The organism is Mesorhizobium sp. P170090, from assembly GCF_057786115.1.
This window is the reverse complement of record NZ_JBYNWH010000001.1, coordinates 5472194-5485269: the sequence shown is the minus strand read 5'-3', so window position 1 is coordinate 5485269 and position 13076 is coordinate 5472194. Positions and strand designations below refer to the sequence as shown.

The window sequence follows — 13076 nt, the reverse complement described above, 5'->3', positions numbered from 1 at the left end:
GCCCACCAAAATTCAGCAAAATCAACAATTTCCGTTCGCCCTCCGGGCCCACCAATAACTCACGGCTTACGCCGAACTCTTTGTTTTGTGATCGCATCCGCGAAAAAGCGCTCTGCCGTCAAAGCCTTTCCCCACCTCTCGATGAGTTCCGCAAGCTGCTGCTGGCTATCGGCGGATCGTTGATGCGCAACTGTGACGGCGGTCGTTACCGTGGCTCGAGTGTCAGCAGATGTGGTAAGGCTGATTGTCGACGAGTAGCAGAGGGGTCCAGCGACAATGACTTTGAGACGAACCAGAGCTTACGGCGGATCCGGCTTGGTTCTGGCGGTTTGCACTGTATTGGCTTGGCAAAACGCCACCGCCGCTCAAGATTGCTACGCAGCCGCGACGCCTGGCGTCAATTGGCAGGAGTGTGACAAAAAGCTTCTCATCCTAGAAGGACAGGACCTGAGCGGGGCAAACCTGTTCGGTGTTGATTTCACTTCGACCGACCTCAGGAACAGCAATCTCCTTGCGGCAAATTTTGAGAAGGCAACGCTTGTGCGCGCTTCCCTGGCCGGCTCGACCGCCAAAGGCGCCCGGTTCGACAAAATCGAGGCGTACAGGACCGACTTCAGCCATATGGACGCGCAGGGCGCCGTATTTACGGGCGCGGAAGTGCAGCGCTCGAATTTCCAGGACGCCAATCTGGTCAATGTTGATTTCACAAAGGCGGAATTGGGGCGTGCACAGTTCCATGACGCCGATGTCAGCGGCAGCCACTTTTCGTTTGCCAATCTCGCGCGGGCGGACTTCCGAGGAGCGAAGTTCACCGCACCGATAGACTTTGACGGCGCTTTTTTCTTTCTGACCCGTATCGAGGGCCTCGATCTATCCAATTCGGCGGGTCTGTCCCAGTGGCAGCTCAACATGGCTTGCGGGGACGCCCGGACCGAGTTGCCTTCTGGCATGACGAGGCCAGAAGATTGGCCCTGTCAATTCCAGCAGGAATAGCCCGCCCGTCCGTTTCCCGCCCAAAGGCTGCCGGGCGGCAAAGCGCCTCAATTCAGTCCTCGGCCGCGGGTCAAAGCACGACACTGCGGGACATTTCCGGCAATCTCATTTACCGGCGAACGACAACGACCAAATGGAGGACGGATGCCCAAGGTCAAAGGTGATACCGCTCTGGACAAGGAGCGCGCCAAAACAGAGAAGCTCCTCAAAAAGGTGGGATACACCGCCTTGAAGGAGGCCGGTGTGGTATCCAAGCGACCCGACCTCCCAGATCTAAAGGTTGAAAAGCGAGGGAAATAGCGCGGACACTCGCATGCTGACCTGACGAGGGCACGCCCAAAATGTAGACGTCTGCTTTGCCTCTCAAGCTAGGAGCGTGCAGGCGGCGCTTGCGAGAACCACAAGGCGGACTGCTGGGGCCGGAAGAAGCTGTCGTATTTCCGCCCCGGTGCGATCCGATACTTCACAACTTTTTCACTTTCAATTGGGGGGCCATATCATATGAACGAAGAGACCGGCGTTCAGAAGTTGGTGCGCACGCTGCGTGCTCGAGCACCTGATGACGCAGCTGAATTGCTCGCTAGAGAGTCTCCCGAGTTCATCCGCGACACACTAAAGCTGTTGCCTGACGGGCACGCCCGTAAGGTGGCCGAGCATTTGCCAGTGCATATGCGGCCCATCAGCTCTCATGATGGTGACATGGGTTTCGCGATCCCCGAGTCGCTCGTCGAGGTGATGGACCCGATCCCCGCCAGCGTTCCTGTCGGGACGACGGTTGCTGCCGCGGTGGAAGCCGTCAGGGGCGCCCAAGTGCCGACCGAGCTCACTTATCTCTACGTCACGGACGAGGGTAATAAACTGGTTGGCCTGGCGGTCCTGCGCGATCTGATGCTGAGCGAACCGGACGCGGTTGTCGATCACATCATGCTGCCCAGGCCGTTCGCTCTTGATGTCGGTCTCTCTTTGAGTAACGCATGCAAGGCGGCGGTACGGCGTCACTATCCTGTCTATCCGGTGGTGGATGCGGAGAACCGGCTGCTCGGGCAGGTTCGCGGCTGGCGATTGTTCGAGCAGCAAATCATCGAGATTTCCGCCCAGTCTGGCCAGATGGTAGGCCTCCAGAAGGAGGAGCGCTCTTTTACGCCGCTGTTTTCAGCCTTCCTGAAGCGTCATCCGTGGCTGCAGTTGAATCTCCTGACGGCCTTCATGGCCGCATTCGTGGTCAGTTCGTTCACAGGCACGATCGAGAAGATCGTCGCTCTGGCGGCGTTTCTCCCGGTCTTGGCCGGGCAGAGCGGAAACACCGGCTGCCAGGCACTGGCTATGACGCTGCGTGGCCTTGCCCTGGGGGATGTGGACAAACGACCGAAGCTGCACTTGGTGATGAGAGAGGGCGCGCTCGCGGCCGCCAACGGCGTGCTCGTCGGCGTTGTTGCGGCTGCGGCGATGTGGTTCTATGCCTCGAGGCAACCGGCGTCGGCGGCGCAGGCGCCGATGCTGGCACTTGTGATCCTGCTTGCCATGTCCGGATCGTGCCTCATGTCCGGCATCTCCGGCGTGCTGATCCCGTTGGGCCTGCGCCGGGTAGGCGCCGATCCGGCGGTCGCCTCGGCGATCTTCCTCACCACCGTGACCGATATTGTAGGCATGGGCCTGATGCTGGGGCTGGCCACCATGCTCGTGCTGTAGCAAGCTGCGTGCGGTGACGCGTCCCTGGGCGTTGAGGCAATGAGCTGACCTCGCGTTCAAAGAAATTGCAAGACCCGGGCCGAATCGCACACGCCTCGTGAGAAGCACCTCCGGCAGCTCTCCGTCCCTTGCGAAACGCGACGGAAGGCCTTTGGAGAAGCCGTGGGTGACCTTGAAGCCTGGTGACCAGATACGCAGGATCGCCCACCCAATATTAATCTTGTCGGCTGTGCGATCCACTACTGATGAGATTTGATTTTGTTAAGCCTTGGGCCAAATACTTCAATCACGTGCAGCAATGTTGAGAAGAGTTTTTGACAATCAGCGCAGCCGAAATAGGAATAAACCCGATATCTTGTTGCGCAGCTGCAACAGCTGCTGAGGACTCGCATAAGTCCGGCGACCGTTCAGTCGCCTTTTTCTTGCAGTCGTGCTAAATCCCTCGCACTAGTCGGGTTTGGGGTGGGTTCTCGGCATGCAATCTTCGTTTCGAACGATCTTCGGCTTCGCCGCAGCGCTGCTTTGTGCCGGCGTGTTGCCGGCCGGCGCACAAGGTCTTTTTGGGGCCTATGACGATGCGTTTGCGGCCCGCATCGCCAGTCCGGCCGACAATGGAACGCTCGCCCAATTCGTCACGGTTGCGGTCAACGCTGGGCAATACGATCAGGCGATCTCCTCGATCGAGCAGTATCTGATCCAGTACCCCCGCGATGCGCGCGCCCGGCTTGCGGCCAGCCGGTTGTATTACCATGTCGGGTCCTATGAATTGGCTCGGCGGCAGGTGCAGTACGGCATCGAAGTCGGGGGTCTGACCGCAAGTGAGCAACAGGAAGCTGTTCGCCTGCTCGCCCGCATCGAGCGCGCGTTGCGTGGCGTCACCTGGGAACTCGCCCTGACCGGCGGCGTATTCAGCGCATTCACCGATTTTGAGCCAGGCGGGGCGCAGGACGACGACAGCTTCGTCTCGCCTTACGGGCAGGCGGAAGGTTTTGTGCGGTGGGACCTCGGCACGCCAAGTGCCGACGCGCTCGTTCTTTCGGGGTCGTTGACCGCGACTGAGCGTCTTTTCACGGAAGACCTGTCGGTTCCGGGTGGCGAGAAGACTTTTATCCACGGCAACGCAGCGATAACCTGGGACAAGGGACTGCCCAACAGCGGGATCGATTCGCTGCGCCTGCTGCTTTCCGCGTTCACCGTTACGGATCGTTTCGACAGCGACATTTACGAAACCGGTATCGGCCTCAGTGGACGTTTCGTCGTTCGCCCGACGGTCGAGACGACGCTCTTCGCCGGTGGCGGCTACATCGATCTAAGCGCCTCGCAAGGCATTTTCGCGGATAGCAGGGTCTTCTATGAGGCAGGCGGCAGCTACCGCTTCCGCAATGGCCAGGCGCTCGGCTTGCGCTTTGTCGGCTCGAATGACTTCGCTTCCGGATCGGGCGAAATCAGCCGCAGCTATACGGGCGAGGTCCGCTATGGCGGCCTGTTGATGAACGTACCGGATTTTTTCGCATGGTCGCACCAGATCGCCTTATCGGCCGGCCACAGCGACACTCCCGATCTGTCCGTCGGCATCGGCACAAATATCAAGAGCGACTTCTGGCGCATTGCCTCGGAAAGCGATTTTCAGCTGACGGAAGCGCAGAAGATCAGCGTCGATCTCGCCTACCGCAAAACCAACTTCGCCCTCGCCAACCGCGACCGAAAATCGTTCGAAATGCTCATGAGCTATACGTTGACGCTCAATTGAAAGAGGCCGCGATGAGGTATCATCAGATCGTCATTTTTATCGCCTGCCTCGCCTTCGCGGCACCATCCGCTGCTGAGACGGTCGGGTCGATGACGGCCTACCAGACCATCATCGTCCGCAATAACGGCGGGACGATGAACGTTGGCGCCGGCGTCGAACTCGGCGACCAGTTGCGCAGCAATCCCACCGGTCTCGGAATGCTGGTGTTCCGGGATGAATCGAGCGCCAAAATTGGTCCAAACACCAGCCTGACGATCGATGAGTTCGTCTACAATCCGGGCTCCGGGTCGGGAAAGATCGACATCGGGATGAACAGCGGCCTGGCCCGTTTTTATGGCGGCCAGGTTTCGAAAGGGGGCGTCATGCAGGTTGCGACGCCGCACATGGTGCTCGGAGCGAGAGGCGGCATCATCGAAGTGCTGGTGGCAGCCGGCCAGACCGTCGGCATATTGCGCGCCGGCCGCATGACCTGCACGATCAATGGCAAACGGCTGGTCATCACGAACCCGGGCTACGCCTGCACGTCGGACGATGGCAAGCTTCTGGCCGGCTACGGCGGCATCGACGCCTTCCCGATCTTGGACAGTATCGACCGGATAGCGGGAACCGGCCTGCCGGGCGCACCGGGTCCTGGGTTGGACGTAAGCGCAATTTGTGCGTCGGCTCTAGGCTCCTCGCTCAAAGTCTGCGGGTCCAGGGACGGCGCACTGCCAGGAGTGGTCATGGAATTCCCTGACAGCCCAACGCCACCTGCGGGCAGCGGGGGGCGGCGGGGCGAGTGTGAGGGTGAGGGTTGCTGCTACTACTACAACTGCGATTAGGCCTGGCTGCACGAGATGAGCCACTCGGTCGGTAGGCGCTGGGCTGATTGGCGGCAAGCCGGCAGACGCAAAATATCCGGCCTTGTGGTCGTGCTCCTGCTGCTCGCTTGCCATTTGGCTTTTGACGGGCCGTTGTCGCGCCTGCGTGAGCGGACGTACGACTTCTATCAGTTTCTCGCCCCACGTCAGGCGACGAGCAATCCTGTCGTGATCGTCTCGATAGACGACGCCAGCCTCAAGGCACATGGGCGATGGCCCTGGAACCGTGGCCTCTTGGCCGATCTGGTCAATGGCATCACGCAGTCCGGTGCGGCGGTGGTCGGGCTTGCGCTGGTACTCCCCGAGGCTGACACCTCGCCTGAGGGCATGGCCGGAGACAAGCGCCTGGCAGCGGCGCTGTCCAAAAATCGAACGGCGCTTGCCGTCAGCCTGGGCAATGAAGCGACGGTTTCAGAAGCAGAACCCAAAGCCGGCTGGTCGATCGTCGGGCAAGTACCCGATACACTTCCCGGCTTCACCGGTCTTACCGGGTCGCTTGCCGAATTCTCGAACGCCGCCGCAGGCCTCGGCGTGATTCGCACCTTGCCCGATCCCGACGGCGTACTGCGCCATGTGCCGCTGCTCTGGCTTCGCAACACCCCTCAACGCGCGCAGCTGTGGCCGTCTTTCGCACTCGAGCTCCTGCGCCTTTACGCTGGACAGGACGGTTACACAGCCCGGATGAATGCAGCCGGGTTCGACGCACTCAGGATGGCAGGCGCCATTGTGCCGCTCGAGCCGGAGGGGAGCATCCGCCTCTGGGAAACCGCCACCGACACGCCTCGCCTGTCTGCCAGCACTATCCTTTCGGGCCATGGCGATCCGCGGCTGCGGGACGCCATCGCCATTGTCGACCTGTCGGCTGTGGGCCTGACGCAGTACCTGCCCACGCCGACGAGTCCAGCGCGACCAGGAGCGGAGATCCACGCCGATGCGATCGGCCAGATGCTTGCCGGGCGCTTCCTGGCAGAGCCAGCGCACGCGCGTATGCTCGAGCGGCTCTGGTTTCTCCTCAGTGCCGTCGTTTTCATCGGGGTTTCCGGAGTGCTCGCCGGGCGTGTCGTGCTTGGCGCCCTCTCCCTGGCGCTGCTGGCCGTCACGCCGTTCGTGTTCGGCGCTCTCGAGTACAGCCTGCAGGGTGCACTCTATGACCCGCTGCAGCCGGCGCTTGCAACCATCATGGTTGCGGGCTTCGAAGGCTATGTCCTCTACAGGCGCAGCGAGCAGCGCCGGTCCACCCTCACGCGACAGTTCTCCCAATATCTGTCGCCCTCCGTGGTGCAGCGCCTCGCAAGCTCGGACACCGAGGCAATCCTGTCCGGCGAGAAGCGCGAGATCACCATTTTGATCAGCGACATACGTGGCTTCACGACCATGAGCGAACAGCTCGACACCCAAGAGATCGCCAAGGTGGTCAACCATTTCCTCGGCATTGCGACCGATGAGATCCTCAAGCGCGACGGCACCATCGACAAGTTCATGGGCGATGCGGTACTGGCCTTCTGGAACGCACCGCTAGATCAACCCGATCATCGTGAGCGTGCGCTGGACGCGGGCCTTGCCCTTATCGAGCGGGTGAGGCGCGAAGACGCCGCCTTCACCGCGGATGGCCATCGATCCATCGAAATCGGCGTCGCCATCGAGACCGGCATCTGCTCGGTAGGCAATTTCGGCTCCGAACGGCGCTTCGATTACACCGCGATCGGCTCCCCCGTGAACCGCGCGGCACGGCTCGAATCGACGACCAAGAAGCTGGGCATCCCCCTGGTGCTTGGACCCGGCTTTGCGGCAGGAGCATCGATGCCGGTCGTTCAGGCGGGCGCCTTTGAGCTCCAGGGTTTCAAGGGCGAGGTCCCGGTTTTCACCGTTCCGGAGATGCAAGCTGCTCAACAAGGTATGAGCCGCGAAGTAGAGAGCCAACGTGGTGAGCAATCTGGCGCCCCCGCCATGGTGGTTGGTTCGCCGCCATCCGTGCAAATGGCGCCGCTTGACCTGACACCCCGAACCCGGAGCATCCGCTGATCGGATCCAGCGGATCGCAAGATGCAATTGTCACGGGCACAGACGGACATCTTGTTTCGGCGACCATCGAGGGATGCGACGGCTTGCGTTCACTCGTCCTTGAAAGTCACCTTCATATGTTTGTGCACCATTGAGGCGAGGTCCTCGGCATCCCAGTTCGTGAGCCTGATGCAGCCGTGAGAGAAGGTCTTCCCGATCTTGCCGGGTTCGGGCGTGCCGTGAATGCCGTAGCTTTCGATGGAGAGGTCGATCCAGATTGATCCCACGGGATTGTTAGGGCCGGCAGCAATGGTGAAGGGCCGCTTGGTTTTGACTCCCTTGAATGCAAAATCGGGATCGTAGTGATAGGTCGGGTTGTGCACCACCCTTTGGATCTCTGCCTGCCCACTTGGTGCCGGCTTCTCGTCGCTCCCGATCGAGGCAGGGTAGACGGCAAGCGCTTTATTGGAGGGGTCGAGCACGCGCACCTGATGAGCGCCTTTGTCGACTTCGACGCCGGCAATGGTGGCGGGAGGTTCACCCCGGCCAACATCTGGTACCAGCAGCGTGGTTCCAGCTTTCCTGAATCCGGTGCCTGGGTTTAGCCTCCTGAGCAATGGTTCGCTCACATGGAAGCGCTCCGCCAGCTTCTCGATCGAGTCGTGATAGCCAAGCCTTCTCAGGCGAGCCATCCTCTCCATGCGCCGCGGAATGCGTTTGGTGAAGGGGCCGCGTACATCTTTGCGGGTCAGTTCAAAGGTGACCAGAGCTGGGCTGGTGGAGGTTGCCATCAGCTTGTCCCAAGTCGCCTGGGTGAGCTTGCCATCTGGCGCCAGTCCGTTCGACGCCTGGAAGGCCTTGACCGCCTTGGCGAAGTTCTCTCCAAGGCGGCCGTCGATGAGCCCCGGTGAGAAGCGCGCACGATCCAAAAAAATTTGCGCCTTCAGCACGGCAGGATCGAGCCCTTTCGGATCGCCGGCGGAGAATTGCGCCTGATTTACCGCGGCTAGGTCCAGCTTGGCCGCCTCCGTCCCGCCGCATGCGAAGGCGAGTGCAATGGCGAGGAGGAGAAGGAGCCTGATCATCGATTTCACTCCTTACGTTAAATCGCACCTGATCTGCTTCTATGACGCGCTGTGGCAGATCTGGTTCCATTCGCCGGGAGGAGGATCATAGGCAACCAGCCTTATGCCGCCGACCGGTCCGAGACGTTCGATGCCCATGCCTTGCCCCTCACGAGAGGCGTTGCTGGCCGCGCAGATCGGCAGTGTAAAAATGGCCTGGCCATGTTGACGTGAGCTTCTACCTTCAAACTGCCCACTACCTGGACCGGCAGTCAAATGGTCTCAGGGCAGCAAGTGAGGAGATGCGCTGGGAACCGGCTTGTCGGGCGGGTATTCTATTGATCTTCGGGATCGATAGATCCATGTTCCGTCGTCACTGTGATCGCGTTGTCGCCCGCGATTGCCCTAGCGTATTCGAAGCGCTCCAACTTCTGCCGATAGGCCTTTGAACATCGCGGTGGCCGAGTTCGTGATTTTGAAGTCGCCGCAACTCGGACAGCGAAACTCCCGGATGTCACCAACTGTCTCCGAATTAACGAGCGCCTGCTCATCTGTAATCGGGCAAATTGCGGCCATCCAAGCCATCGTGGTCCTCCGTCCTAAGGCCGTCCTCGATTACCCAAAAGGCATCGTCGAGTGCAAAATCCATTTCTGCCGACGCTCACCCCACCTGGAGTACTCCACCGAGTAGATTGCGCTCTCCACTCTCCAACCCGGAATGTGGATTAAAGCCAGTTCCTCGGCGAGCGATTTGCTGGTGGGCGGTAGGCGCTCTCGCTCTGGAGCCTCTCCCAAACGATCGGAGATGTTCATGCGTCGGGCAGGACCGAAGGGCCGGAACGTGGCGTTTTCATCTCTTCGGCAATCACCAGCAGCGCCTCCAGAGCGACGGCGATCCCCGACATCACCGTACTTATGTCTGCGCTGCCGCCGAGCGTCGAAAGTTCGGCCGCTCGCGTTTGCATGCTTTGGCTCAGCTCTTGTAACTTCAGGCGCAGCTCGTCATCCATGTATGTTCTCCAAGCTTGACGCTGGAGGAACGCGCCTGCTTACAACCCGTTCCGCCGGTGGCCGCAGAGAACCAGAGACACCGCAGATGCTACAACTCGCGCTGTGGCGGCGCTTAGGATGGGCGGTGGATTGAGCCTCAGCGACTGACCGTCGGCAAATAGCGGATGCTTCAGTCTCGAAAAGGTGCTGGACGGCTCGATATGCACCGGCCCTTGGCCCTGGGTGCTGGTCCCATGCACAGTAAGGCCGTGCAAGTGCGCGCGGCCTCTGGGCTCAACATTCCAGTCGTCATGTTCCAAAGTTGTCCCAAGGTGGGTTCTCACCAAAGTGGGCGGCGAGAAGCGTCACGAAGCTTTGAACTTTGGCGGAAAGATGCCTTCTTGACGGGTACATCGCGTAGATCGACCGGCTTACCGGCTTGAACTGGGGCATCACTGTCTCCAGCTGGCCCGAACGAATGGCTTCTCCAACAAGGAAAGTGGGGCAAAGTACTATGCCTGCTCCACCCAGCGCCGCATCGCGCAGGAGCTGCCCGTTCGTTGCCGTCATCCGTGCAGTGATTTTTACCGCCACTTGCCCCTTTGGTCCGTCGAACCGCCATTTTCCGCGGCTGGCGCGCAACGCGTAGTCCAGACAATCATGGTCGTGGAGATCCGACGGCTTTGTGGGACGCCCGCGTCTGTCCAGATAATCGCGCGAAGCGCAGACCACCTCGCGTGACGGCGCGATTCGGCGAGCAACCAGATTGGAAACCGTGAGTGGAGCGATGCGTACCGCGACATCCAGGCCCTCTTCCACGATGTCAACCACACGGTCGTCCAACACCAACTCAACCGACACCTCCGGGTAGACCGCGAGATATTCTGCAACGACTCTCCCAAGGTGCATCGCGCCGAAGGAGATCGGCGCGCTGACACGCAGTGAGCCGGTCGGACGTGTCTTGCTCTCGGCCGCGCTCGTACGAACTTCCTCGACATCCTCGATTATGCGCAGACTGCGCTCGTAGACGGAGGCGCCGAGCTCTGTCAGGCTGATGCGCCGGGTCGTCCGGTTGAGAAGGCGTGCGCCAAGCCACTCTTCCAGCATTTGGACATGCTTGCTCACAGCCGCTGGCGATAGTCGCATCCGCTTGGCCGCTCCAGCGAAGCTGCCTTCACCGACGACGTTGGCAAACACGGTCATGCTGGTCAGCCGGTCCAACTGCAATCACCTCTTTCATTCACGTTTCGTGAATTCACCATCCATATCTCCCTCGATTATCAATCCGCAGTGGACAGATTATCTGAAACCAGGCCGGGATCAATTGCCCGATCCGTCTCTCTAACGTTTGCCCGAAACGTTGGCGTCGAGTGCCTTCTCGCGGGCTGGAGGTGATCATGTCTCTGACCAAAGCAGCCCTTCGGGAGAAACAGGGAGCCACTTTTCGCATCTGGCTCTCCGTGCTCACTGTATCGCTGGGTATTTTTTCGATGATCACTGCGGAGCAACTCCCTGTGGGGCTGATTCCGGCAATTTCTTCCGAGTTGAATGTCTCTATTGGGAGTGGCGGTCTCACGGTGACGATACCCGGCGTAATTGCGGCGTTCGCTTCTATCGGTTTGCCGTTGGCAGTGGGGAGGCTCGACCGGCGTATTCTGATGGCGGGCCTGCTCGCGGTAATGGCTGCGGCGAGCGTGATTTCAGCGCTCGCAACGAACTTTCCCGTTCTGCTCGCGTCCAGGCTGCTCGTCGGGATCACCATCGGTGGCTTTTGGGCGATAGCCGGAAGCATCGCAGTACGCCTTGTTCCTGGACCGTCCGTGCCGCGCGCCATGACTATTGTCTTCGGCGGTGTAAGTGCCGCTGCGGTGCTGGGCGTGCCGGCCGGCACGATCATCGGTGATCTAGTCGGCTGGCGCGGCGCGTTCTGGTCTCTCGCCGGCCTGAGCTTTGCCATACTGCTCGCCGCCCTGCTTGTGCTTCCGAAGCTGGAGGCGGCGCAGCCTGTGGAGGTGAAAGCCCTGCGTGCGCAATTGCGCAATCCCGCCCTCCTGTCGGGCGTGGTTGCGACCGCACTGCTGGTGGCTGCCCACTACGGTGCCTACACTTTCGTGAGCCCGGTGTTGCTGGAGGTCTCGGGCGTCACTGCAGGGAGCATAGGTTGGTTACTGTTGGGGTATGGCATTCTCGGAATGATTGGCAACGCCGTCGCAGGCGTCTGGGCCGCCAAATCCGTCGGTCGCACATTGGCCTGCATCGTCATTGGGCTCGGCGCCACGCTGGCTCTCTTCCCGTTGCTCGGGGTCACGCCGCTCACAGGAACCATCCTGCTGCTGGTGTGGGGCTTCGCGTATGGCGCGGCGCCCATCACGCTGCAGACGTGGGTGCTGAGTGCAGCACCAGAAAGCGCGGAGACCGCGACGGCCATCTACTGCTTCACTTTCAATCTTGCCATCTCCGTGGGTACCCTAGCGACCAGTCAGATCGTCGACACGATGGGCGTGAACAGGGTCCTCTGGGTCGACTCCGCCATCATCCTGCTGGTGCTGCTGCCGGTGTGCCGCGCACCCATGCTTAACCGGAACATCGGAAACTCGTAGACAGCAAGCCATCCTGTGCCGCCCATCTGGCAATGATGTGATAGGTTGAAGTAGACCTTCGTTCCTCTGTCTTGAAAGTCACTCGCGTCACATCAAACGCGGGTTCCGCCGCACCGTGCGGGTGCCGATGCTTTGCGCCCCCGGAGGACAACTGGCTACTTGAAAAAGGACTTGATCCCCTCGTCGATATGTGTGCTGATATGAGATCGATCTCATGCCGCGCTCTCAATTGCTGTTTCTCTACGGGAGCGCGCTCTGGGAAGCATATGTCTGAATGACGATGAAGAGGGAGGTTCAAGTGAGGAAATTGATCGCGTGGCTGGCCTTGGCCACTACCACGCTCGCGTTCGCGTCTGCGGCCTCGGCGGGTGAAACCATCAACCGGGTTACCTCGAAGAAGGCAATGGTGGTCGCCACAAACAGCGGTTGGCCGCCGCAGAGTTTCCTCGACGACAGCAATCAGTTGGTCGGCTTCGACATAGATGTCTCGAAAGAGATCGCAAGGCGCCTCGGTGTCGAGGTCAGTTTCGATACGCCGGACTGGGCGACGATGACGGGCGGCCATTGGCAGGGACGTTACGATCTGGGTGTCGGCTCGGTGACGCCGACCAAAGCGCGCGCCAAGGTGATCGATTTCGAAGGCATCTATTATTATAGCCCCTACGTTTACGTGGTTCACAAGGACAGCCCGGCCAAATCGGTCGCCGACCTGAACGGCAAGATCATCGGCGTCGAGACCGCCACCACGTCGGAGGATTTCATCCGTAGACAACTCGAGATCGATGCTCCCGGCCTGCCGCCCATCGAATACAAGCTGGAGCCCGGTGAGATCAGGACTTTCGCTGACTCAATGCTGCCGTTCGACGATTTGAGGCTCGGCGACGGCGTGCGCCTCAACGCGGTCATCGCACCAGAACAGACGGCTCAGAACGCGATAAAGAACGGCTACCCGTTGCGTGTCCTGGAAGGCGGCTATGCCTTCCGTGAGCCACTGGTGGTGATCGCGGAAAAAGGTGATGCCGAGTGGAATGCCAAGATCGGCGGCATTCTCGACGAGATGAAGAAGGACGGTACCCTCGCGAAACTGACCACCAAGTGGTACGGCAAGGATTACAGCTCTGACTGAGAG

Annotated in this window: 11 protein-coding genes; 8 read left to right on the top strand and 3 right to left on the bottom strand. The window is 60.4% G+C overall.

The window, feature by feature from the left end; translation table 11 throughout:
* Window positions 1-276 precede the first annotated feature (276 nt).
* The 6 genes from AC3EML_RS26515 to AC3EML_RS26490 all read left to right on the top strand — a co-directional run bounded on the left by AC3EML_RS26515 (window position 277) and on the right by AC3EML_RS26490 (window position 7314).
* Window positions 277-993, top strand: a complete 717-nt coding sequence (locus tag AC3EML_RS26515) for a pentapeptide repeat-containing protein (protein WP_023744456.1) — start codon at window positions 277-279, stop codon at window positions 991-993.
* A 144-nt stretch (window positions 994-1137) separates the two neighbouring features.
* The gene (locus AC3EML_RS26510) at window positions 1138-1293 is read left to right on the top strand and encodes a hypothetical protein (protein ID WP_023817778.1); all 156 of its coding nucleotides are present in this window, start codon (window positions 1138-1140) and stop codon (window positions 1291-1293) included.
* A gap of 201 nt (window positions 1294-1494) precedes the next feature.
* Entirely contained in the window at window positions 1495-2682 is a 1188-nt protein-coding gene (locus AC3EML_RS26505; RefSeq protein WP_352521477.1) for a magnesium transporter, read from the top strand.
* Window positions 2683-3217: 535 nt separating this feature from the next.
* Window positions 3218-4432: a tetratricopeptide repeat protein gene (locus tag AC3EML_RS26500; RefSeq protein WP_352500307.1), complete on the top strand. Its 1215-nt coding sequence runs from the start codon at window positions 3218-3220 to the stop codon at window positions 4430-4432.
* The gene (locus AC3EML_RS26495) at window positions 4429-5253 is read left to right on the top strand and encodes a FecR family protein (protein WP_023687780.1); all 825 of its coding nucleotides are present in this window, start codon (window positions 4429-4431) and stop codon (window positions 5251-5253) included. The genes AC3EML_RS26500 and AC3EML_RS26495 overlap by 4 nt, the downstream gene beginning before the upstream one ends.
* Window positions 5254-5343: 90 nt before the next feature.
* Window positions 5344-7314 carry a CHASE2 domain-containing protein gene (locus tag AC3EML_RS26490; RefSeq protein WP_196813856.1) on the top strand — a complete coding sequence of 657 codons (1971 nt, stop codon included), beginning with the start codon at window positions 5344-5346 and terminating at the stop codon, window positions 7312-7314.
* A gap of 89 nt (window positions 7315-7403) precedes the next feature.
* On the opposite strand, the gene AC3EML_RS26485 is transcribed toward AC3EML_RS26490, so the two are convergent.
* From AC3EML_RS26485 to AC3EML_RS26475, 3 genes are all read right to left on the bottom strand, one after another.
* Complete coding sequence (locus AC3EML_RS26485) at window positions 7404-8378, bottom strand: L,D-transpeptidase family protein (RefSeq protein ID WP_023667960.1); 975 nt, start codon at window positions 8376-8378, stop codon at window positions 7404-7406.
* A 788-nt stretch (window positions 8379-9166) separates the two neighbouring features.
* Window positions 9167-9367: a hypothetical protein gene (locus AC3EML_RS26480; RefSeq protein ID WP_352521478.1), complete on the bottom strand. Its 201-nt coding sequence runs from the start codon at window positions 9365-9367 to the stop codon at window positions 9167-9169.
* A 289-nt stretch (window positions 9368-9656) separates the two neighbouring features.
* Window positions 9657-10550, bottom strand: coding sequence for a LysR family transcriptional regulator (locus tag AC3EML_RS26475; protein WP_023667963.1), 894 nt, complete (start codon window positions 10548-10550; stop codon window positions 9657-9659).
* Window positions 10551-10744: 194 nt separating this feature from the next.
* Here AC3EML_RS26475 and AC3EML_RS26470 point away from each other — a divergent pair, with 194 nt between their 5' ends.
* Window positions 10745-11947 carry an MFS transporter gene (locus AC3EML_RS26470; protein ID WP_352521479.1) on the top strand — a complete coding sequence of 401 codons (1203 nt, stop codon included), beginning with the start codon at window positions 10745-10747 and terminating at the stop codon, window positions 11945-11947.
* A 298-nt stretch (window positions 11948-12245) separates the two neighbouring features.
* Window positions 12246-13073 (top strand): transporter substrate-binding domain-containing protein, encoded by an 828-nt coding sequence (locus AC3EML_RS26465; RefSeq protein WP_023691453.1) that lies wholly within the window; start codon window positions 12246-12248, stop codon window positions 13071-13073.
* The last annotated feature ends 3 nt before the right edge of the window (window positions 13074-13076 follow it).

Bases quoted from the DNA above. Each gene is read 5' to 3' on its own strand.
- AC3EML_RS26480 (WP_352521478.1), bottom strand. From the start codon at position 9,367: ATGGATGACGAGCTGCGCCTGAAGTTACAAGAGCTGAGCCAAAGCATG.
- AC3EML_RS26475 (WP_023667963.1), bottom strand. From the start codon at position 10,550: ATGACCGTGTTTGCCAACGTCGTCGGTGAAGGCAGCTTCGCTGGAGCG.
- AC3EML_RS26515 (WP_023744456.1), top strand. From the start codon at position 277: ATGACTTTGAGACGAACCAGAGCTTACGGCGGATCCGGCTTGGTTCTG.
- AC3EML_RS26485 (WP_023667960.1), bottom strand. From the start codon at position 8,378: ATGATCAGGCTCCTTCTCCTCCTCGCCATTGCACTCGCCTTCGCATGC.
- AC3EML_RS26470 (WP_352521479.1), top strand. From the start codon at position 10,745: ATGTCTCTGACCAAAGCAGCCCTTCGGGAGAAACAGGGAGCCACTTTT.
- AC3EML_RS26510 (WP_023817778.1), top strand. From the start codon at position 1,138: ATGCCCAAGGTCAAAGGTGATACCGCTCTGGACAAGGAGCGCGCCAAA.
- AC3EML_RS26505 (WP_352521477.1), top strand. From the start codon at position 1,495: ATGAACGAAGAGACCGGCGTTCAGAAGTTGGTGCGCACGCTGCGTGCT.